General features: G+C 65.3%; 17 protein-coding genes and 7 pseudogenes. 12 read left to right on the top strand and 12 right to left on the bottom strand.

What is annotated here, in order from left to right:
• Positions 1-13 precede the first annotated feature (13 nt).
• From PE067_RS07055 to PE067_RS07045, 3 genes and pseudogenes are all read left to right on the top strand, one after another.
• Complete coding sequence (locus PE067_RS07055) at positions 14-814, top strand: TatD family hydrolase (RefSeq protein ID WP_276188482.1); 801 nt, start codon at positions 14-16, stop codon at positions 812-814.
• A complete protein-coding gene (locus tag PE067_RS07050) occupies positions 811-1611 on the top strand; it encodes an MBL fold metallo-hydrolase (RefSeq protein ID WP_276188481.1) in 801 nt (266 codons plus the stop codon). The genes PE067_RS07055 and PE067_RS07050 overlap by 4 nt, the downstream gene beginning before the upstream one ends.
• Positions 1608-2556 (top strand): annotated as a pseudogene (locus tag PE067_RS07045) (AEC family transporter). Before PE067_RS07050 ends, PE067_RS07045 begins: the two are co-directional and overlap by 4 nt.
• A 49-nt stretch (positions 2557-2605) precedes the next feature.
• Here PE067_RS07045 and PE067_RS07040 read toward each other — a convergent pair.
• The 10 genes and pseudogenes from PE067_RS07040 to PE067_RS06995 all read right to left on the bottom strand — a co-directional run.
• Positions 2606-3550, bottom strand: a pseudogene (locus tag PE067_RS07040) (ABC transporter permease); the annotation flags it as partial.
• A 3-nt stretch (positions 3551-3553) separates the two neighbouring features.
• Positions 3554-4855 (bottom strand): ABC transporter permease, encoded by a 1302-nt coding sequence (locus PE067_RS07035; RefSeq protein WP_276188480.1) that lies wholly within the window; start codon positions 4853-4855, stop codon positions 3554-3556.
• Positions 4856-4961: 106 nt separating this feature from the next.
• Positions 4962-5976, bottom strand: a pseudogene (locus PE067_RS07030) (ABC transporter substrate-binding protein); the annotation flags it as partial.
• A gap of 93 nt (positions 5977-6069) precedes the next feature.
• Complete coding sequence (locus PE067_RS07025; protein ID WP_276188479.1) at positions 6070-6264, bottom strand: TOBE domain-containing protein; 195 nt, start codon at positions 6262-6264, stop codon at positions 6070-6072.
• A complete protein-coding gene (locus PE067_RS07020) occupies positions 6261-6611 on the bottom strand; it encodes a hypothetical protein (RefSeq protein ID WP_276188478.1) in 351 nt (116 codons plus the stop codon). Before PE067_RS07020 ends, PE067_RS07025 begins: the two co-directional genes overlap by 4 nt.
• 100 nt (positions 6612-6711) lie before the next feature.
• Positions 6712-7191 carry an ABC transporter ATP-binding protein gene (locus PE067_RS07015; RefSeq protein ID WP_276188477.1) on the bottom strand — a complete coding sequence of 160 codons (480 nt, stop codon included), beginning with the start codon at positions 7189-7191 and terminating at the stop codon, positions 6712-6714.
• Positions 7192-7459: 268 nt separating this feature from the next.
• Positions 7460-8305: pseudogene (locus PE067_RS07010) on the bottom strand (ATP-binding protein).
• A pseudogene (gene tatC / locus PE067_RS07005) lies at positions 8298-9175 on the bottom strand (twin-arginine translocase subunit TatC). The pseudogenes PE067_RS07010 and tatC overlap by 8 nt, the downstream one beginning before the upstream one ends.
• Position 9176: 1 nt before the next feature.
• Positions 9177-9695 (bottom strand): Sec-independent protein translocase protein TatB, encoded by a 519-nt coding sequence (gene tatB, locus PE067_RS07000; protein WP_276188476.1) that lies wholly within the window; start codon positions 9693-9695, stop codon positions 9177-9179.
• 19 nt (positions 9696-9714) lie between these two features.
• Positions 9715-10008 (bottom strand): twin-arginine translocase TatA/TatE family subunit, encoded by a 294-nt coding sequence (locus tag PE067_RS06995; RefSeq protein WP_276188475.1) that lies wholly within the window; start codon positions 10006-10008, stop codon positions 9715-9717.
• 531 nt (positions 10009-10539) lie between these two features.
• On the opposite strand from PE067_RS06995, the gene PE067_RS06990 reads away from it, so the two are divergent.
• Entirely contained in the window at positions 10540-10839 is a 300-nt protein-coding gene (locus PE067_RS06990) for a retropepsin-like aspartic protease (RefSeq protein WP_276188474.1), read from the top strand.
• Here the strand turns inward: PE067_RS06990 and PE067_RS06985 are convergent.
• Positions 10836-11299 (bottom strand): annotated as a pseudogene (locus tag PE067_RS06985) (DNA polymerase III subunit chi). The gene PE067_RS06990 and the pseudogene PE067_RS06985 sit on opposite strands and share 4 nt — an antisense overlap.
• A gap of 11 nt (positions 11300-11310) precedes the next feature.
• Positions 11311-12888, bottom strand: coding sequence for a leucyl aminopeptidase (locus tag PE067_RS06980; RefSeq protein WP_276188473.1), 1578 nt, complete (start codon positions 12886-12888; stop codon positions 11311-11313).
• 145 nt (positions 12889-13033) lie between these two features.
• Between PE067_RS06980 and lptF the strand changes: the two genes are divergently transcribed.
• The 8 genes and pseudogenes from lptF (at position 13034) to rsmA (ending at position 20979) form a co-directional block, all read left to right on the top strand.
• Positions 13034-14161: an LPS export ABC transporter permease LptF gene (lptF, locus tag PE067_RS06975; RefSeq protein WP_276188472.1), complete on the top strand. Its 1128-nt coding sequence runs from the start codon at positions 13034-13036 to the stop codon at positions 14159-14161.
• Positions 14158-15279 carry an LPS export ABC transporter permease LptG gene (lptG, locus tag PE067_RS06970; protein WP_276188471.1) on the top strand — a complete coding sequence of 374 codons (1122 nt, stop codon included), beginning with the start codon at positions 14158-14160 and terminating at the stop codon, positions 15277-15279. Before lptF ends, lptG begins: the two co-directional genes overlap by 4 nt.
• Positions 15280-15528: 249 nt before the next feature.
• Positions 15529-16179 (top strand): hypothetical protein, encoded by a 651-nt coding sequence (locus tag PE067_RS06965; protein ID WP_276188470.1) that lies wholly within the window; start codon positions 15529-15531, stop codon positions 16177-16179.
• A pseudogene (gene lptD, locus PE067_RS06960) lies at positions 16176-17075 on the top strand (LPS assembly protein LptD); the annotation flags it as partial. The gene PE067_RS06965 and the pseudogene lptD (PE067_RS06960), both read left to right, overlap by 4 nt.
• Positions 17044-17955: an LPS assembly protein LptD gene (gene lptD / locus PE067_RS06955; protein ID WP_276188469.1), complete on the top strand. Its 912-nt coding sequence runs from the start codon at positions 17044-17046 to the stop codon at positions 17953-17955. The pseudogene lptD (PE067_RS06960) and the gene lptD (PE067_RS06955), both read left to right, overlap by 32 nt.
• Complete coding sequence (locus tag PE067_RS06950; protein ID WP_276189498.1) at positions 17855-19063, top strand: peptidylprolyl isomerase; 1209 nt, start codon at positions 17855-17857, stop codon at positions 19061-19063. The genes lptD (PE067_RS06955) and PE067_RS06950 overlap by 101 nt, the downstream gene beginning before the upstream one ends.
• 11 nt (positions 19064-19074) lie before the next feature.
• Positions 19075-20061: a 4-hydroxythreonine-4-phosphate dehydrogenase PdxA gene (gene pdxA / locus PE067_RS06945; RefSeq protein WP_276188468.1), complete on the top strand. Its 987-nt coding sequence runs from the start codon at positions 19075-19077 to the stop codon at positions 20059-20061.
• Positions 20062-20124: 63 nt separating this feature from the next.
• Entirely contained in the window at positions 20125-20979 is an 855-nt protein-coding gene (gene rsmA, locus PE067_RS06940; RefSeq protein ID WP_276188467.1) for a 16S rRNA (adenine(1518)-N(6)/adenine(1519)-N(6))-dimethyltransferase RsmA, read from the top strand.
• Positions 20980-20988 lie beyond the last annotated feature (9 nt).

The raw sequence follows: 20988 nt of genomic DNA, 5'->3' as shown, positions 1-20988 counted from the left end.
CTTCCCGGCAGAGATGACCCAGCCTGACCCCCTTCCCGATCTTGTCGACAGCCATTGCCACCTTGATTTCCCCGATTTCGAGGGGCAGCAGGACGATCTGATTGCCCGTGCCCGCGCCGCAGGCGTGCGCCGGATGGTCACCATCTGCACCCGCATGCACAAGGAACCCGCCGTCCGCGCCCTGGCCGAGACCCATGAGGGCCTGTTCTACGCGGCAGGCGTCCATCCGATGTATGCCGCCGAAGAACCGCTGGTCACAGCCGACACCTTGATCCAAATGGCGCAGCATCCGAAATTCGTCGGCATCGGCGAAACCGGGCTGGATTATCACTACACCGCCGACAGCGCCGCCATTCAGGCCGAAAGCCTGCGCATCCATATCCAGGCCGCGCGCGAAACCGGCCTGCCCCTGATCATCCATGCCCGCGACGCCGATGAGGACATGGCCCGCATCCTGTCCGAGGAACATCGCGCGGGCGCCTATTCCTGCGTCATGCACTGCTTTACCAGCAGCGCCGAACTGGCGCGGGCCGCGCTGGATCTGGGCTTTTACCTGTCGATGTCCGGCATCGCGGCCTTTCCCCGCTCGACCGAGCTGCGGGAAATCTTTGCCGCCGCCCCGCGCGACCGCATTCTGGTCGAAACCGACGCGCCCTATCTGGCGCCACCGCCCCATCGCGGCAAACGCAACGAACCGGCCTTTGTCGCCCATACCGCAAGGGTCGGCGCCGAGACATTCGGCATGTCGCTGAACGAATTCGCGGCCCTGACCACCGCGAATTTCGACCGCCTGTTCTGGAAGGCGAAACCATGATCCGCGCGACCGTCCTTGGCTGCGGCTCTTCGGGTGGCGTGCCTCGGATCGGTGGTCGTTGGGGGGAATGCGACCTCGCCAACCCGCGCAACCGTCGCCGCCGCTGTTCGCTGCTGGTCGAACGGATCGGAGCCGATGGCGTGACGCGGCTGCTGATCGACACCGGCCCCGATCTGGTTGCGCAAATGCTGGATGCGGGCGTGGCCGAACTGGATGCGGTGCTTTATACCCATGCCCATGCCGACCACATCCACGGCATCGATGACCTGCGCCAGATCGTCTACAACATGGCGCGGATCAGGCCGGTCTGGGCCGATGCGCCCACGACCGCCGCGCTGCGCGAGAGGTTCGGCTATATCTTCGACACGCCCGAAGGGTCCTGCTACCCGCCCGTCGCCGCGCTGAACCTGATCGACGGGCCGATGCGTTTTGACGGCGCGGGCGGCACCATCGACGTCACCCTCTTCGAAGTCGATCACGGCGGCATGCCCGCGCTAGGGTTCCGGCTGTCGGCCGGGGCGGGCGCGCTGGTCTATCTGCCCGATGTCCACCAGATCCCCGATGCCGCCTGGCCGGTCATCAGCGACTGCGACATCTTCATCTGCGACGCCCTGCGCCGCACGCCCCACCCCAGCCATGCCCATCTGGAGCTGACGCTGGAATGGATCGCGCAATCCTGCGCCCGGCGCGGCGTCATCACCAATATGCACATTGATCTGGACTACGCAGACGTCATGGCGGAAACCCCCGACCATGTCATCCCCGCCCATGACGGGCTGGTGCTGGAACTGCCATGACCGTTCTTTTCGATGTCATCCTGCCCGTCTTTCTGATCCTGGGCTTTGGCTATGTCGTCGCCTGGCGCGGCTGGTTTTCGGATGGGGCGGTCGACGGGCTGATGCGCTACGCCCAGAATTTCGCCGTGCCGCTGCTGTTGTTTGCCAATATCGCGCGGCTGAACCTGACCGAGAATTTCAACGGCTGGATGTGGCTGGCCTTTTACACCGGCGCCTTCGGGTCCTATTTTACCGGCTGGTTCATCTCGCGCCGCTTTCTGGGGCGCAGTCCCGAAGATGCGGTCGCCATCGGCTTCGTCTGCCTGTTCTCGAATTCGCTGCTGCTTGGCATCCCGATCATGGAGCGCGCCTATGGGGCGCAGGCGATTGCGGGAAACCTCGCGATCATCTCGATCCATTCGCCGCTGCTCTATACCTTCGGCATCACCATGATGGAGTTCACCAAGACGCGCGGCCAGAACCTGTCCATCGGCCGCGTCGCCGGGCGCGCGCTGTCGGGGGTGCTGCATACGCCGCTGGTCATCGGCATCCTGTGCGGGCTGGTGATGAACCTGCTGATGGGCGCGGGGCTGGTGCTGCCGGAAGGCTTCTGGGCGGCGGCCGACATGATCGCCGCATCCGCCCTGCCCGCCGCGCTGTTCGGTCCGGGGCGCGTGCTGTCGCCGCTACCGCCCCCGAAGGCGACATGACCGCGATTGTCATGTGCTGCGCCTGTTCGCTGATCCTGCATCCGGCGATCACCTTTGGCCTGGGCTGGCTGTTCGCGCTGCCCGATGCGGCGATGCGTTCGGCCGTCATCACCGCGTCGATGCCGCCGGGGGTGAATGCCTATCTGTTCGCCTCGATCTATGGCGCGGCAGAGAGCGGGTTGCGGCGTCGACCGTGCTGGTATCGACCGGGCTGTCGATCCTGACGATCTGGCCCTGGATCGCGGTCCTGCCCTGATCCGCGCCACGAAAAAGGGGCGCCGCAGCGCCCCGGTTTTTCCCTGGCTGGGGGTGATCCCCCGCATCCGTTCCGACCGCCTGCGCAGGATCTCGATCGTGGTCAGCAGCGCGATCGAGAAAATCACCAGCAGCGTCGCCACCGCAAGGATCGAGGGCGAGATCTGTTCGCAGATCCCGTTCCACATCTGGAAGGGGATGGTCTGCTGTTCGTTCCCGGCCAGCAGCAGCACCGCCACCACCTCGTCGAACGACGTCACGAAGGCGAACAAGGCGCTCGAAATCGCCCCCGGCAGGATCAGCGGCATGATGACCCGGAAAAAGGTCGTGCGCGGATTGGCCCCGCTGCTCGCGGCGGCGCGGCCAGCGACTGGTCGAAACCGATCAGCGTCGCCGTCACCGTGATGATGACAAAGGGAATGCCAAGCGTCGCATGGGCCAGAATGATCCCGGTATAGGTCTGGGACAGCCGCCCGCAGGTCGCCTCGATCCCGATCCAGCTCAGCGGTTCGCAGGGTTCGAATAGAAAAAGAACATGCCCGTCGCCGAAATGATGATCGGCACGACCATCGGCGAAATCAGCACCGTCATGATGACGCGGCGATAGGGCATTTCCGGCCGCGACAGGCCAAGCGCGGCCAGCGTCCCCAGCACCGTCGCGATCACGGTCGAGAAAAAGCCGATGATCAGCGAATTCTTGGCCGCATTGATCCAGCGCGAGTTGTTCCAGGCATCGACCCACCAGCTCCAGTCGCGGATGCCGTCGCCGTTCGACATGCCAAGCGTCAGCAGCCGGTCATACCAGCGCAGCGAATAGCCATCCGGGTCCAGCGCCAGCATCTGGTCGGAAAAGGTGAAGGAATTCGAGGGGTTGAAGGACAGCGGAATGATCACGACGATGGGCGCGATCAGAAAGAAAAGATCAGGCCGCAGATCACCAACCGGCAGTAATACCAGATCTTTTCCAGCGGCGAGGCATAGGTCGGAAGCGCCATCACTTACCCCAGTTTCAGATTGTCGACACCGACCATCCGGTCGTAGAGCCAGTAAAGGATCAGCACAGCCGCCAGCAGCAGCCCCGACAGCGCGGCGGCCATCGACCAGTTCAGCGTCTGCGTCATATGCATGGCGATCATGTTGGAAATCAGTTGTCCGGTCGAACCGCCGACCAGCGCGGGCGTGATGTAATAGCCGACGGCCAGGATGAACACCAGCAGCGCCCCCGCCCCCAGCCCCGGCAGAGTCTGCGGGAAATAGACCCGGCGAAAGGCCGTCCAGCTTGTCGCGCCAAGCGAACGCGCCGCACGGACATAGCTGGGGTTGATGGTCCGCATCACCGAATACAGCGGCAGGATCATGAAGGGCAGCAGGATATGCGTCATCGCGACGATGGTGCCGATCTGGTTATACATCATCTGCAGCCGCTGATTGTTCCCGATCAGCCCCGTCCAGACCAGAATGTCATTGACCACGCCCTGCTGCTGCAACAGCACCATCCATGCACTGGTCCGCACCAGCAGCGATGTCCAGAAGGGCAAAAGAACCAATATCATCAACAGGTTCGATTTTCGCGTCGGCAGGGTCGCCAGCAGATGCGCAATCGGAAAGCCCAGGATGAAGGTGGTCAGCGTGATGACCGCCGAAATCACGAAAGTGCGCTGGAACAGCATCAGATAGACGCGCTGTTCCTGCGGCGCGGGGGTGATATTGCCGTCGATGTTGCGGGTGCGGTCAACAGCGGCCAGATAGAAGTTTTCCGTATAGGCGCTGGAGACCTCGCGCATCGCAGCCCAAAGCGCGGGGTTGTTCCATTTCGCGTCGATGTCCAGCATGGCATCGCGATAGGGCGGCTCGACCCCGCCCCGGACCTGACGCCCGGCGGATGTGAACAGCGACCGCGTGCCCGGCATTTCGTAATTGACGCGGGTCGCGACGGTGCCGATGGTGCGCGCCTCGGCGGCGGCGCCCAGATCGGCGGCCAGCGCGGCCCATGCAGCCTCATCGGGTTCGGTGCCGCGCGGATGTTCGGCGAACCATGCGCTGATCTGCGGCATATTCGCGGAAAAGCCGTCATTCTTGACCGAACGCTGCAACATCTGCCCGATCGGCACGATGAAGGTGACCAGAACAAAGGCCAGAAGCGGCAGCACCAGCAGAAAGGCGCGGTGCCGGGCGCGGCGCGAACTGCGCCTCAGGGCACGGCCAAGCGGCTCTCCGTCGGTGGTCAGCAGCGGCCCCCCCGGATCAAGCCCGCCGGCTTCGGTCACGATGGCTGCATGAGGGTCAAGCGCGTGGGACATATGGGCCTTCATTCATCGACGGCCCCGCAACCGGACAAGGTTGCAAGGCCCATTCCGATCAGGAACGACCGCGATGCCGCGATCGCCCCGGTTTTGCGACAGCCTGTTACTGGGCCAGCCAGGCGCTGAAACGCTCGTTCAGCTCACCATCATGGTCGACCCAGAAATCCAGATCCGAGCCAAGCGCATTGGTCATGTTTTCCGCCGTGGTCGGCAGGTTCGGCGCCATCGGAATATCGGTGCCTTCCATATTGCCGACCAGCGCCGCGGCCGACTTTCGCGGGGGACCATAGCTGATGAATTCCGCGGCACGGGCCTGCGGCGCCGACGAGGTCGTATAGGTGATGAATTCCCTGGCGGCATCCAGATTGGTCGCGCCTTTCGGGATCACCCAGCCTTCCATTTCATAGATCTGGCCGTCCCAGACAATGTTGAAGGGCTTGTTTTCTTCCTGCGCCGCGGCAAAGATCCGGCCGTTGAAGCGCCGGAGGCCATGGTGACCCTACGCTCATCGGCCAGCCGTTGCGAGGCTGCGCGCCGGCTTCCCACCAGATCACGTCGTTCTTGATCGTTTCCAGCAGGGCAAAGGCACGGTCAGCGCCATCGGGCGTGCCCAGCAGGTCATAGACTTCGGCTGCCGGAACGCCATCGGCCATCAGCGCGAATTCCAGATTGAACTTGGCGCCCTTGCGCATGGTGCGCTTGCCCGGGAAATCGGCGGTGTTGAAGAAATCGGCCGGTTGCGTCGGCTTGGCATCCGGGAATTTGGCGTCGTCATAGGCGAGAACCATCGAATAGACGTCGGTTGCGACGAAACATTCGGTGATCGCGCCTTCGATGAAGTCATCGGCCGCCGCCACGCCATCCGAACCGTCGGCGAGGATCGAGGCATCGACTTCTTCCAGCAGGCCCTCGTCGCACAGGCGCACCGCATCGGCATATTCGACCGAGGCGATATCGGTGGTGACATTGCCCGCCTCGACCTGCGCCTTGATCGGGGTCGCGGGGTTCGGCGCGTCGGAAACGGTGACCTTGATCCCGGTTTCCGCCTCGAAGGGCTTCACATAGGCTTCGACATGGCTGTTGCCATAGGCCCCGCCCCAGGCCAGCAGGTTCAGCTGGCTTGTCCTGCCGCCTGAGCCGCCGAAAGCGACGCCGACAAGCGCGGTCGTCCAGGGCCAGGTGTCTTTTTCATTTTCGCTCCCTGATTGCGATTATTGGACCGGGTCCGGCGCGCGAGGCAGCCCTGCGTGATGCCAGCCGATCTTGATCTTCTGCCCCGGCTGCAGCCGGGTCTGGCCCAGTGTATTGCGGCTTTTCATCACGAAATCATCGGTTTCCGCGACGCGCAGCCGTGTGCGCAGGATATCCCCCATATAGATCACATCCTGCACTTCGGCATCGATCATATTGCGCCGGGGGGCATCATTTCCGGTTTGAACTCAATGCGTTCCGGCCTGATCGAAACCAGCGTGGCCTGCCCGTTCTCGCGGATGGCGACCGCCGTGGCGCTGATGGTTTCGCCATTGCCAAGACGCACCGTGGCGGTGTCGCCGTCCAGGCTGGTGATCGTGCCCGGCAGCGCGTTGTTTCTGCCGATGAACCCGGCGACAAAGCTGTTTTCGGGCTGTTCATACAGGACCGCAGGCGGTGCAAGCTGCTGGATGCGGCCGTCGTTTGAACACACGGCAACGCGGTCGGACGCGGTCAGCGCCTCGCCCTGATCATGGGTGACATAGACGACCGTAATCCCCAAGACGTTCGTGCAACGCCAGCAGAACACCCAAACTGCGTATGTTCGCGCAACTGTTTGTCCAGCGCGCCGAGCGGTTTCGTCCATCAAGACCAGCTTGGGGTCAAAGACCAGCGCGCGGGCCGGATGCGATCCGCTGTTGCTGGCCACCCGAAAGCTGGGCGGGGCGGCGGTTCGCCGAGACTTGCCCATCTGCACCATGTCCAGCGCGCGGGTGATGCGATCCTCGCGTTCGGCCTTCGCCCATGCCGCGCGCTTCCAGCGGAAAGGACAGGTTTTCCCCGACCGTCATATGCGGAAACAGCGCGTAATTCTGGAACACCGCGCCGATGCCGCGCTTATGGGGCGGCACGTCGTTGATATTGGTCCCGTCCGGGCGGATTTCGCCATGCGTGGCGGTTTCAAGCCCCGCCAGCATCATCAGGCAGGTCGTCTTGCCCGACCCCGAGGGGCCAAGCATGGTCGGGAACTCGCCCTTGGCGATGGTCAGGTTCAGGTCTTTGACAACAAGTGTCTGACCGTCGCAACTTTTGCGAACTTGGTCAAAAACGACGAAACTGTCGTTGGTCGAGGGCGTGGACAACGCGGGCTCCCTGTCAGTCTTTTTATTCCGCCAGAACAGACTATCTGCGATATCCGGCTACGCAACTGGCAACTGCCCAAAATCGTGCATATTCGGGCATGTGTTTTGGCATTGCCCATTTGTCGCAAATCTTCAACGCGGCATCTGCCCGCCGATCAGGCAGATACGCAAGATCATCAGAAAGGATGCGATACAGCCGCAATTCCACCCAAGGGCGAGATTGGATATTCACGACAAACACATGGCAAGAATGCGCAGCCCCGCCCGATCAGACGGCGACTCCCCTGCGGCCCGCCAGATCGGTAAAGAACTGCCATGCCACGCGGCCCGACCGGCGACCCGCGGGTGGCCTGCCATTCGATCGCCTCGGCGCGCAATTCCTCGGCCGCGACCTCCAGCCCAGAGGCGTCGCAATAGCCCTGGGATCAGCCGCCCAGATATTCGTCCTGCGAACAGGGGTGGAAGCCCAGCCACAGCCCGAAACGATCCGACAGCGACACCTTTTCCTCGACCGCCTCGCCGGGATGGATCGCGGTCGAGCGCCCGTTGTCGATCATGTCGCGCGGCATCAGATGGCGCCGGTTCGATGTCGCATAGAGAATCACGTTCTCGGGCCGTCCGGCAATGCCACCGTCCAGCACGGCCTTGAGCGATTTATATTGCGTATCGTCATGGCTGAACGACAGATCATCCGAAAACAGGATGAAACGCCGGTCGCGGGCGCGGCCCAGAATCGCCAGCAGTCGTGCGACCGATCCCAGATCTTCGCGCGCGATCTCGACCAGAACCAGCGGCAGGCCCTGACGCACCGCCTCGGCATGGGCGGCCTTGACCAGCGAGGATTTCCCCATCCCGCGCGACCCCAGAGCAGCGCGTTGTTCGCAGCATAACCGCGCGCGAATTGCAGCGTATTGGCCAGCAGCGTGTCGCGCGCGCGGTCGATGCCAATCAACTGGACCAGTTCGACCCGGCTGACCTCGGGGACCGGAATCAGGCGGTCAGGATCGGGCTGCCAGACATAGGCGGTCGCCTCGGCAAAGCTGGGTTCGGGCGCGGGTCCGGGCGCCATCCGCTCCAGCGCCTCGGCGATGCGGTTCAGGGTTTTCTTAGACATCGGCCTGCTGTTCCTCGCGGTCGCGCTTGCGTTCGATCCGTTTCACCAACTGGATCGAGATTTCATAAAGCCCGTAAATCACGGCAAACAGCACGAGCTGGCTGATGACATCGGGCGGCGTAACCATGGCGGCCAGAACCAGAATCGCGACAACGGCATAGCGGCGCACGCTGGTCAGCCCCTCGGACGAGACCAGCCCGCCTTGCCCATCAGCGTCAGCGCGACCGGCAACTGGAAGGACAGGCCAAAGGCCAGAATGAATTTCGTGGTCAGCCGCAGATATTCCTCGACCGAGCCCTGAAAGACGATACCCGCCCAGGGGTCTTCGACCTTGACGCCATAGGCGGCGACGGATTCCGGGGCGGCAGGCGCCGTCGCGGCCCCTTCGCCGCCGATCACCGGCCCCTGCTGAAACGCCAGAAAGAAATCAAAGGCCCAGGGCAGGATGACGTAATAGGCAAACCCCGCGCCGATCAGGAACATCACGGGCGATGCAATAAGAAACGGCAGCAAGGCATTCTTTTCGCTGCGATAAAGCCCCGGCGCAATGAACCGCCAAAGCTGAAAGCCGACAATCGGAAAGGCGAGGATGAAGCCGCCGAAAAAGGCGATGCGCATCGCCACGAAAAAGCCTTCCTGCAGTTTCAGCAGGATCAGTTCGCAGGCCTGCCCGCGTTTTTCCAGCGCGCCGCAGATCGGTCGGGTCAGGAAATCAAAGATCGGGTTCCAGACGAAATAACAGGCAATCATCGCGATGACGAAGGCCAGCACCGACCAGATCAGCCGCGTGCGCAATTCCGCCAGATGTTCGATCAGCGGCGCAGAGCTTTCGTCGATATCATCCGGGCGCGAGGTGGGTTTCGTCGCCAACTCAGTCGCCTTTCCTGTCTTTTGCGCTGTCGCGCGCGGGGTCGCTGTCGCTGCGGCGCAGGGCATGCAGGCGGCGCGGGGTCGTCACTTCGGCGGCGGGCGGCGTCACATCTGCGGGGGCGGCTGCGGGAAACGGCGCGGGCACATCCGCCACAACCGGCTTCGCAGGAACGGGCGCGGGCGCATCGGGATCGCGTTGCAGCCCCGTCGCAGTTTTTTTGTCCTGCGGGTTCAGCGGATCCCATTTTTCGAAACGATCCGCGGCCCGGTCCAGCGCATCCAGCCCAAGCGAACGCTTGGAGGTCAGGTTGCCGACATCCTTCAAGGTCTTTGATGCCTCATCCGGACCCGAGGATCGCGCGGCATCATCCATCGCATTGGAAAATTCGCGCGCCATGGATCTGGCGCGGCCGCTGATGCGGCCAAGCGTTCGGAACAGTTTCGGCAGATCCTCGGGGCCGATCACGATCAACGCGACGACCCCGATCAGCAGAAGCTCGCTCCAGCCGATGTCAAACATGGCTGTCCCCGGTCAGGTGTCAGATCTTGTCCGTGTCGCGCGGCGTCACATCGCGCAGGGCGGAATCGGTGGCGACGCGGGCGCGTTCGGCGTCCAGTCTGGCACGTTCGGCGGCCAGTTCGGCGCGGGCCTGTTCGATATCCTCGGGGGTGTTCAGTTCCTTGGTTTCAACCTTGGAATCGCCCTCTTCGGATCCCTCCTTGACGCCTTTCTTGAAGGCGGTGATGCCCTTGCCGACCTCGCCCATCAGGGACGACACCTTGCCTCGGCCGAACAGCACCAGCACCGCAGTTGCGATCAGCAGTAGCGCCATGGGTGAAGGTGCGTGCGCATGTCTTTCCTCCTTGAAGGGGCCACCTGTCACGGCGGGGGCTGCCCTTGCGATGGCCTGGATGCACTAGCATATGGGTGGTTGCGCCGGAGTATCGAAACCCCCAAACGCGTGATTGCCGCCCGCAGGGACGGCGCGCAGCCGGGTTCGGGTGCCGCTGTCCCCATTCCGGCGGCCTACGGCCCGAACCGAACCGCCAACCCGCAGACCGACGAGGGGGACCCGCATGACCGAAGAATGGCCGAGGCTGCTCTACCTTGGATTGCTGTTGCTGGCGATCGGCGGCTTTCTGTTCGTCGAATTCCGCGCCCGCCCCGGCAAGGCGGTGCGGCAAGCCGCCGCATGGGGAGCTGATGCTTTCTGGGCGCCATCGCCGTCGCCGGGCTGTGGGAGGATTTCCGGCACCGCCGCCCCGCGCCAGCAGGTGCTGGAAGGGGGACGAGGATCGAAAATCCCGATGGGCAGCGAGCGGCCATTTCCACCTGCGGGCCGAGAACTGAACGGTCCGGCGCGGTGCGCTTTGTCGTCGATACCGGCGCGACCTCGATCGCGCTGACCCGCAGGGATGCCGGGCGAGATCGGCATCGACACGAACGGAGCTGGCCTTTACCGGGCGAGGCCCGCACGGCGAATGGCGTGGTGCGCACCGCGCCGGTTCTGATCGACAGTTTCGGCATCGGCGAAATCCATGACGAACGCATCATGGCGGTGGTGATCGACGGCGATCTGGACCAGTCCCTGCTGGGGATGAACTACCTGAGCCGCTATGCCCGCGTCAGCATGCAGGGCAGGCTGCTGGTGCTGGAACGCTAAAAGCTATTGCCTGCCGTTCCCGATTTGCCCGAGGCCTCGCTCCAGTATTCCGCGGCCACGCGCTGTTTCGTCAGCAGCCCGCCACTGGCCGCGCGCATGGTCCAGCGCGGCGGAGTCGTTGCCGTCGAACAGGATCAGGGTGCGTTCCAGCGGCTGGCATTCGTCGGGCGTGACGGCCGCGCCCTGCACCGAGATCAGGCAATCCGGGCGATTTGTCGCGGGCACCTCGCCCCCTGCCACGGTCAGCAGCACCGGCTGGCGTGCATCATGCGGCCCGCCTGCCAGCCCATGCGGCAGGAAACCGTCGCCCTGCACAGCCTTGCATCCAGCGCCTGCTGGCTTGCGGCGGATATGCCGCGCAATTCCACCGCCAGTTCGCCGCCAGGCTTTTGCCGATCAGCACCGGCAAAAGCGTTTCGGGCGCCGAGCGGGTCAGGTGATAGAACAGCGCGGCGCCCAAGGCTCGGTCGCTCATTCATGGTCGCGCACCAGCCGATCCAGCGTCATCACGCCCCAGCCCGTCGCCCCTTTCGGCGCGAGTTTGGTGGCCGAGGGCGGCATGGCGACGCCCGCGATGTCGATATGGACCCAGGGCTGCCCCTTGCGGACAAAGCGTTGCAGGAACTGCGCCGCCGTGATCGAGCCTGCCGAACGCCCGCCGGTGTTCTTCATATCCGCCAGCCGCGACTCGATCAGGCCGTCGTAGGACGGGCCGAGCGGCAGGCGCCATGCGCCCTCGCCTTCGGCCTTGGCGGCTTTCAGCAGGCTGTCGGCGAGCGCGTCGTCATTGGCAAAGATCCCGGCATGGTCATGACCAAGCGCGATGATGATCGCCCCGGTCAGCGTTGCGAGGTCGATCACCGCCTTGAGGGCAAAGCGTTCCTGCGCATACCAAAGCACATCGGCCAGAACCAGACGGCCCTCGGCATCGGTGTTGATGATTTCGATGGTGTCGCCCTTCATGGATTTCACGATATCGCCGGGGCGATAGGCGCGGCCATCGGGCATGTTTTCGACCAGACCGACCAGACCCACGACATTGGCCTTGGCCCGGCGCAGTGCCAGCGTGCGCATGACGCCCGCGACGACGCCCGCGCCGCCCATGTCCATGGTCATCTCCTCCATCCCGGCGCCGGGCTTGATGGAAATGCCGCCGGTGTCAAAGACGACGCCCTTGCCGACCAGCGCCAGCGGGGCCTCGTCGCCTTCGCCACCGTTCCAGCGCATCACGACGACCTTGGAGGGGCTTTCCGACCCCTGCCCCACGGCCAGCAGCGCGCGCATGCCCAGCTTGGCCAGTTCGTCTTCGTCCAAGACCTCGACCTCAAGACCCAGTTCGCGCATCGCCAGCAGGCGGTCGGCGAAGTCGCTGGTGGTCAGGACGTTCGCCGGTTCGCTGATCAGGTCGCGGGTGAAAAACACGCCTTCGGCGACGGCGGCGCCGAGGGCCGCGGCACGGGCCAGCGCCTCGGGGTCGTCGGACGTGAAGGTCACGCGACCGCGCGGGGGTTCGCCCGTGCTTTCATCTGCGGCGGCAGCCGCCGACCTGGACTTGCCGCGCGACTTGCCCGACGTTTTCGCGGGCTCGGACGCGGCTTCGGCGTCCCCGGCCCCTTCACCTTCGCCGTCGCCTTCGCCCCGGCTTTTGTAGACGTCGAAATCATAGGCGCGCAGCGCAAGGCCAAGCGCCACATCGGCCAGACGGACATGGCGATAGGACAGAACCGTCACATCCGTCTTGCCCAGCTTGGCGCCGATCGCGGCCCCCGCCTCGCGCGCCTCATCGACCGAGGCGCGGCGCGGCAGCGCGACCAGTTGCAGCGCATCCGCCGCCATCCCCGCCGGAAATGACAGCTCCAGCGCGCCGCCCGGTTTCACCTTTTTCCAGGCATCCGATTCCAATGCGCGAAGAACCGCCTCGCGCGCCGCGCGCGGCAGTCCGGGCAAGGGGCGCGCGTTTTCATTGATCAGCATGGCGATCCGCCCGCCGCGTGTTGCAAGATCGGTCACATCGGTCGCGACTGAGGAAATTTCGGCAGGTCTCGCCATGGTGCAGCTTCTCCCTGGATATCATCCGGCATGAAATCGGTCTGGCCGGGACCCTAGCCCCGCGACGCGCGCTTGACCAGTGCCGGGGCTTTCCCAAAGCGCGGCGAGCGGTTAATGCAGACCCATCCGTTCCCCGCAGGACCATATGCCACGCATCGACCGATATATCCTGTCGCAGCTTCTGACCCTGTTCGGGTTCTTTGCGCTGGTCCTGGTGTCGATCTGTTGGATCAACCGGGCGGTTTCGCTGTTCGAACAACTGATTTCCGACGGCCAGACCGCGCTGGTGGTGCTGGAATTCACCGCGCTGACGCTGCCCCTGGTCATTTCCATCGTCCTGCCCATCGCGGCCTTTGCGGCCTCGGCCTATGGCACGAACCGGCTGGCGGGCGAATCGGAACTGGTGGCGATGCAGGCGGCGGGCATGTCGCCCTGGCGGCTGGCGCGGCCCGTGCTGGTCTTTGGGCTGATCATCGCGATGATGTCGGCGGCGCTGGTGCATGGGCTGGTCCCTTCGGCGCAGGCGCGCATGGCCGACCGGCAGGCGGAACTGGCCGAAAACATCACCGCGCAATTCCTGCGCCCCGGCAGTTTTCAGTTTCCGACCGACGGGCTGACCCTGTATATCCGCGAAATCGCCGCCGATGGCCGGATGCGCGACCTGTTCGTCGAGGACAGCCGCGATCCCGACAAGCAGATGACCTATTCCGCGAATGAGGCGCTGCTGGTCCGCTCGGATTCCGGGCCGATTCTGGTGATGATGCAAGGCTCGATGCAGACGCTGGAACGCCGGAACGGCGAACAGCGCCTGTCGCTGCTGCGGTTTTCAGACATGTCATTCGACATCGGCGCGGCCATCGGCCCCGGCAAGGCCCGCCGCCGCGACCTGCGCGCCTATTCGACCACCGAACTGCTGGACCCCGATCAGGCGCTGCTGGACGCGACCGGCGCCACCCGTGACAAGGCCCGGGCCGAGGCGTTCGAGCGTCTGGCCAAGCCCCTGCTGTCGCCGGTCGCGGCGATGCTGGGCTTTGTCATGCTGATGCTTGGCGGCTACAGCCGTTTCGGGGTCTGGCGGCAGGTGATCTGGGCGGTGCTGGCGCTGATTCTGGTGCAGTTTCTGGATACCGCCGCGACCAATCAGGTCGCCCGCGATTCCGCGCGCTGGCCGCTGACCTATCTGCCCTCTGCCATAGGCGGGCTGATCTGCGTCGCGGCGCTGTGGCTGGCCGCGCGCCCGCGCAGGCTGCGCGACAAGGGGGGTGAGACATGATCCTGTCGGCCTATGTCGCGCGCCGTTTCGCGCGCTATTTCATCATCATCTCGCTGATCTTCGTCGCGATCCTGTTTCTGATCGAGATGGTCGAACAGATCCGCCGCTTTGCCGATGACGGGGTCGGGCTGACCGGCGCGGCGGGGCTGGCCGCGCTGAACATCACCGCCAGTTTCTATTCGATCCTGCCCCTGCTGACGGTTCTGGCCGGAATCGCGCTGTTTTTGTCGCTGTCGCGGTCGTCGGAACTGATCGCGATCCGCGCCTCGGGGCGGTCGGGGATGCGGATCGTGACCTCTCCGGCGATTGCGGCGGTGATCTTCGGCATCCTGTCGGTCGCGATCCTGAACCCGCTGGTCGCCGCCACGACCAAGAAATACGACGACATGGTCGCCCGGATCGAGGCGCATGGCGGCGACACCATCGGCCTTGGCGATTCCGAGGTCTGGCTGCGTCAGGGCCTGCGCTATACCGACCCGCAGGGCAAGGATGTGACCGGGCAGGTGGTGATCCGCGCCAATCGCGCCAGCCCGGATGCGACGACGCTGTATGACGCGACCTTCATGCTGTCCACCCCGGAATCCGGCGTCACCGGCCGCGCCGACGCGCGCGTGGCCCGGCTGAGCGATGGCAAATGGCATCTGGACGACGTGAAGCTGTGGCCGCTGGACACCGAAAACCCCGAAACGCAGGCGCAATCCGTCGCCACATTCGAGGTGCCGACCGAACTGACCGCCGAACGCATCCGCGACGGCTTCGGCCGGCCTGACGCGGTGCCCTTCTGGCAGTTGCCGGGCTATATCGACGGGCTGGAGCGTGCCGGTTTTTCGGCGCAGCGCCACAGGGTCTGGTTCCAGATGGAACTGGCCCGCCCCCTGCTGATGGCCGCGATGGTGGTGATCGCGGCGGTGTTCACCATGCGTCACATGCGCGGGCGGCAGATGGGGGTTCTGGTGCTGTCGGCCTTCGCCTGCGGGATCGTGCTGTTCTTCTTGCGCAATATGGCGCAGGTGCTGGGGGATAATGGCGATATTCCCCCCTCGCTTGCCGGATGGGCGCCGCCGCTGGTCGCGGTGCTGTTCGCGATCGGGGCACTTTTGCAACTGGAGGATGGCTGAATGGCGCGACGGTCCATGACGCATAAAGCCCGAGGGCGGCTCTCGCGGTGCCTGCGCGCGCAAGACCGCGCGGGTTGCGGTTCAGGCTGCGGCGCTGTCGCTGGCGCTGATCGCCCCTGCCGCTGGCGGCGCAGGACAGTCTGGTCACCGATTCCGGCCCGCATCCGCAGCCCGTCGCGCGGCTTGGCCCGAACCGGTGGCCGCAGCGCCGATCGTCGGCAGCCTCTGTCTCCCGCGCCTCTGCCCCCGGTGCCCCGCCCCGGCGGCCCGGCGCTGGCCCCGACCGAAACCTCGGACGTGGGCGAGCGTGTCGGCGACGGCACCAGCGCATCGACCCTGCCGCGCGTGGTGCGCCGCGATGTGACGATCAGCCGCCCCACCCCGGACGAAGGCGCGGCGGCGACCCTGCTGGCCGACCGCATCACGCTGGACGGGGAACGCAGCATGACCGCCTCGGGCGGGGTGGTGATCTGGTATCAGGGCACCCGGCTTGTCGCCTCGGAAATCAGCTATGACGGCCAGACCGGCGGCGTCACGCTGCGCGGCCCGATCCACATGACCGAACCCGCGCGGGCGGGCACCTCGGATGAAACCATCCTGATCGCCGATTCCGCCCAGCTGGACCCGAACATGCAGGACGGCATCCTGCGCGGCACAAGGCTGGTTCTGGCCCGCGAGATGCAACTGGCCGCGACCGAGGCCCGGCGGTCCGAAAGCGGCCGCTTTACCGTGCTGGATCAGGTCGTCGCCTCAAGCTGCCATATCTGCGCCAGCGACCCGACGCCGCTGTGGGAAATCCGCGCCAAGCGGGTCACCCATGACGCGGTAAAGCGCAACTGCATTTCGACAATCCGAAGTTCCGCGCCTTTGGCATTCCGGTCGGCGCGCTGCCTGCGATGACCGCCCCGGACCCGACCGTCGACCGCATGACCGGCTTTCTGCGCCCGACCTTCCGCACGACATCGCGGCTCGGGTTCGGGATCAAGCTGCCATATTTCATCACGCTTGGCGACCATTCCGACCTGACGGTGACGCCCTATGTCTCGACCAGCCGGACCCGCACGGTCGAACTGCGCTATCGTCAGGCCTTTGAAAACGGCGTCATGGAATGGAGCGGGGCGCTGTCGCGCGACGATATCGAACCGGGTGACACGCGCGGCTATCTGTTCGGCGCGGCCCGGTTCGAACTGCCGCGTCGCTATCGCCTGACCATGCAGGTGCAAAGCGCCAGCGACCGCCAGTATCTGCTGGATTACGACATCACCGACGCCGACCGGCTGTGGAGCGGCGTGATGGTCGACCGCGTCCGCCGCGACCGCTTTTTCTTTGCCCGCGTCGGGCGCTACGAATCGCTGCGCGACGACGAAGACAACGCGACCGCGCCAAGCCGCGTCGCCGATGTCATGTGGCACCGCCGCTGGCGCCCGTCCCTGATCGGCGGCGAGGCGGGGCTGGAGCTGGTCGACTGCATGGCCACGAAGCGGCCCTCCAGCGTCGATGTGCTGGGGCGCGACGCGATCCGCGGCTCGCTGTCGGTCGACTGGCAGCGCAGCGAGATCCTGCCCCATGGCTTTGTCGGTGCCCTGCAGGCCCGCGCCGATGCCGATGTCTACCACATCCGGCAGGGCAGCAGTTTCGACGACTGGTTCACCCGCATCGACCCGGTGCTGGCCGCCGAACTGCGCTGGCCGCTGATCCGTGCTGGCGAGGGCGGTGACCGCATTATTCTGGAACCCGTGCTGCCGATCGTCTGGTCGCCGAAACATGACTGGTCGGACGATCGGCCGAACGAAGCCATGCCCAGTCAGGCCGAATCCGACGAAGGCAGCCTGTTTTTCGCTGGACCGCTTTCCGGGGTGGGATGCGCGCGAATCCGGTCTGCGCGCCAATCTGGGCCTGACCTGGACGCGGCTGGACCCCAGTGGCTGGTCGCTCGCGCTGACGGCGGGACGGGTGCTGCGCAGCCGCGTCGACCCGGCCTTCATGGGGTCGTCACCGCTTGGCGGGCGCCGCTCTGACTGGCTGGTGTCGGCGCAATGCTCGCATCCCGACGGGCTGGCCATCGCCAACCGCGCGCTGTTCGACGATTCCCTGCATATCAGCCGCAACGATTTCCGGCTTGGCTGGCTGCGGCCGGACCTGCAACTGTCGGCGGGCTATCTGTGGATGGATTCGGACGCGCTGGAAAACCGCGACGACGATGTGTCGGAACTGACCGCCAATGCCGATTGGCAGATTGCCAACAACTGGTGGGGCGCGGCCGAACTGCGCTATGATTTTTCGGCCGACCGGGCGCAAAAGGAGCTGGTCGGTCTGGAATATCGCAATGAATGCCTGACGGTGGACATGTCGGTCAAACGCCGCTTTTCATCGTCGGGGGATCTGAAACCGGAAACATCGCTGGATCTGGGCATCGGCTCAGCGGCTTCGGTTCTGAGAAAGATGGTCGCGGAACGGTGGCGCGCAATACATGCCTGCGCTAAGGTCGCCGCAAACAAGGCTGCGAGGGAAGTTGATGCGGCAAGTTATCCTGGGGGCGGCGATTGCCGTGATGCTGACCGGCGGCCAGCCTGCGCTGGCGCAGTCAGATCCGTTCCGGCCGGTTGTCTATGTAGACGATTTCGTCGTCACGGAATTCGACATCCAGCAACGCCAGCGTTTCCTGCAACTGCTTAGCGCGCCCGACACCGACCGCGCCGCCGCCGAAAAGGCGGTGATCGAGGATCGGCTGCGCATGGATGCCGGCAAGAAACTGGACATCCGCCCCAAGGACGAGGATGTCGAGGCCGCCATCACCGAATTCGCCGGGCGCGGCGGGCTGTCCATCGAACAATTCGGCCAGTTGCTGTCGCAGAACGGCATCGACGCACAGATCTTTCGCGATTTCATCGTCTCGGGCGTGGTCTGGCGCGAAGTCGTGCGCGCCCGCGTCGTCCCCACGGTTCAGATCAATGATGCCGAGGTCGAGCAGGAATTCCAGCGCATCGCCGCAACCCCGCGCGTGACCGGGGTGCTGCTGTCCGAACTGATCATCCCCGCCCCTCCGGGCCAGGAACAGCAGGCGCTGCAACTGGGCGAACAGATCGCCGCGAATACCCGCAACGAATCCGATTTCGCCGCCGCCGCCCGCCAGTATTCGGCCACCCAAAGCCGCGAACAGGGCGGCCGCCTGCCCTGGGCATCGCTGGACAACCTGCCGCCCTCGCTGCGCCCGATCCTGCTGTCGATGCAGCCGGGTCAGGTCAGCCAACCGCTCACCGTCGAAGGCGCGGTCGTCCTGTTCATGCTGCGCGACACGCGCGGCACGGTGCGCCCCGGCGCGCGCGATCAGGTGCTGGAATTCATCCGCCTGCGCCTTGGCAGCGCCGAACAGGCCGCGCAGATCGCCTCGGTCACGCGCAATTGCGAGGATCTCTTCGTGCAGGCGCGCAACCTGCCCGAACAGCAGCTGATCCACGACACCCTGCCGCAAAGCGCCATCCCGTCGGATATCGCGGTCTACCTGTCCTCGCTGGACGCGGATGAAACCTCGGTCGTCAATACGGGCGTGGGCGCCGATATCGTGATGCTGTGCAAACGCACCCCGGCCCTTCTGGCCGAACCGGACGAACCGGTGACCCAGCTTCCCGCAGCCCCCGGCCAGACCGAGCCCGCCGCGACACCCGATCCCGACGCCCTGCCCGCGCGCGATCAGGTCCGTGACATGCTGTTCAACCGCAAGATCAACAACGCGGCCGAGGCCTATCTGGCCGAACTCCGCGCCAATGCGATCCTGCGGCGCTAGGCCCAACGGCGATGCGGCGCCCGATCATCCTCACCTGCGGCGAACCTGCGGGCATCGGTCCGGAACTGGCACCCAGGGCACTGGCCTCGGGTGTCGATTTCGTCTTTCTGGGCGATCCCGCCCATCTGCCAACCGGCACCGACTGGCAGGAAATCACCACGCTGACCGATGCGACGCGCCCCGGCGCGCTGCCCGTCCTCAGGCATGACTTCGCGGCCCCGCGCAAACCCGGCCAACCCGATCCGGCCAATGCGCAGGGCGTCATCGAGGTGATCGCCCGCGCCACGGCACTGGCCATGTCGGGTCAGGCCGCAGGCATCTGCACCCTGCCGATCAACAAGGAGGCGCTGAAATCCGGCGCCGATTTCCCCTTTCCCGGCCATACCGAATACCTCGCCCATCTGGCGGGCGGGGTGGATGTCGCGATGATGCTGGCCTCGACCACCGTGGAACCGCCCTGCCGCGTCGTCCCCGCCACCATCCATATCGCGCTGTCGCAGGTCCCCGCAAACTTCACCCCCGCCCTGCTGCGCAACATGATCCGCATCACCGATGCCGCGCTGCGCCGCGATTTCGGCATCGTACAGCCGCGCATCGCCATCGCCGGGCTGAACCCCCATGCCGGCGAAAACGGCGTCATGGGGACCGAGGAAACCAGCTGGATCGCGGCGCTCATCGCCGACCTCCGCGCACAGGGCTTCGACCTCAAAGGCCCGCTGCCCGCGGATACGATGTTCCACGCCCCCGCGCGCCGCAACTACGACGCGGCAATCTGCGCCTATCACGATCAGGCCCTGATCCCGATCAAGACGCTGGACTTCGCCGGCGGCGTCAATGTCACGCTCGGCCTGCCCTTCATCCGCACGTCGCCCGACCACGGCACCGCCTTCGACATCGCGGGCCAGGGCATCGCCGATCCCGCCTCGACCATCGCCGCGCTGCGCATGGCGCAAGACATGGCGAACAGACGCGCCCAAACCACAAGCACCGCCCCATGACCTTTCTTCATCATGAAAATACCCTCGGGGTCCGGGGGCAGACAGCCCCCGGCAACCACGCGCATGAGCACGATCGACGGCCTGCCGCCCCTGCGCGACGTCATCGCCCGCCATGACCTGCGCGCCAGAAAACAGCTTGGCCAGAACTTCCTGCTGGACCTGAACCTGACCGCCAAGATCGCGCGGGCGGCGGGCGACCTCAGCCAAAGCGACGTGATCGAGATCGGCCCCGGTCCCGGCGGCCTGACCCGTGGCCTGCTGGCCGAAGGTGCGCGCCATGTCCTCGCCATCGAAAAGGACGCCCGCGCCCTGCCCGCGCTGGCTGAAATCGCTCGGGCCTGTCCCGGCCGCCTGACCGTGCTGAACGGCGACGCGCTGGAGATCGACCCGCTGGCCCATGTCACCCCGCCGATCCGCATCGTCGCGAACCTGCCTTATAATGTCGGCACGGAACTGCTGATCCGCTGGCTGACATCCGCGATCTGGCCGCCCTTCTGGCAGACCCTGACGCTGATGTTCCAGAAAGAGGTCGCGCAGCGCATCACCGCGCAACCGGGCAGCAAGGCCTATGGCCGGCTGGCGGTTCTGGCGCAATGGCGTGCGGATGCGCGCATCGTCATGACCCTGCCGCCCGAGGCATTCACCCCCGCGCCCAAGGTCCATTCCTCGGTCGTGCATCTGACCGCGCTGCCTGAACCGCGCTATCCGGCCGATGCGAAAATCCTGTCGCGGGTGGTTGCCGCAGGCTTCAACCAAAGACGCAAGATGCTGCGCGCCTCATTGAAGGGCGTGCATCCGGATATCGAAAACCTGCTGGAAGATGTCGGGATCGCGCCGACCGCGCGGGCCGAGGAAATCGGGCTCGAACAATTCTGCGCCCTGGCCCGCGCGGTCGAAAACGCCCCGCGCGGATCCTGATCGAAAACC

The sequence above is a fragment of the Paracoccus sp. DMF-8 genome (assembly GCF_029309835.1).
Lineage (GTDB): Bacteria > Pseudomonadota > Alphaproteobacteria > Rhodobacterales > Rhodobacteraceae > Paracoccus.
This window is presented reverse-complemented; position numbering and strand designations above follow the sequence as displayed.

Excerpts from the sequence above, each read along its gene's own strand:
- PE067_RS07055 (WP_276188482.1), top strand. The coding sequence starts at position 14 with ATGACCCAGCCTGACCCCCTTCCCGATCTTGTCGACAGCCATTGCCAC.
- PE067_RS07050 (WP_276188481.1), top strand. The coding sequence starts at position 811 with ATGATCCGCGCGACCGTCCTTGGCTGCGGCTCTTCGGGTGGCGTGCCT.
- PE067_RS07035 (WP_276188480.1), bottom strand. The coding sequence starts at position 4,855 with ATGTCCCACGCGCTTGACCCTCATGCAGCCATCGTGACCGAAGCCGGC.
- PE067_RS07025 (WP_276188479.1), bottom strand. The coding sequence starts at position 6,264 with ATGATCGATGCCGAAGTGCAGGATGTGATCTATATGGGGGATATCCTG.
- tatB (WP_276188476.1), bottom strand. The coding sequence starts at position 9,695 with ATGTTTGACATCGGCTGGAGCGAGCTTCTGCTGATCGGGGTCGTCGCG.
- PE067_RS06995 (WP_276188475.1), bottom strand. The coding sequence starts at position 10,008 with ATGGCGCTACTGCTGATCGCAACTGCGGTGCTGGTGCTGTTCGGCCGA.
- PE067_RS06980 (WP_276188473.1), bottom strand. The coding sequence starts at position 12,888 with ATGGCGAGACCTGCCGAAATTTCCTCAGTCGCGACCGATGTGACCGAT.
- lptF (WP_276188472.1), top strand. The coding sequence starts at position 13,034 with ATGCCACGCATCGACCGATATATCCTGTCGCAGCTTCTGACCCTGTTC.
- lptG (WP_276188471.1), top strand. The coding sequence starts at position 14,158 with ATGATCCTGTCGGCCTATGTCGCGCGCCGTTTCGCGCGCTATTTCATC.
- lptD (WP_276188469.1), top strand. The coding sequence starts at position 17,044 with ATGACTGGTCGGACGATCGGCCGAACGAAGCCATGCCCAGTCAGGCCG.
- pdxA (WP_276188468.1), top strand. The coding sequence starts at position 19,075 with ATGCGGCGCCCGATCATCCTCACCTGCGGCGAACCTGCGGGCATCGGT.
- rsmA (WP_276188467.1), top strand. The coding sequence starts at position 20,125 with ATGAGCACGATCGACGGCCTGCCGCCCCTGCGCGACGTCATCGCCCGC.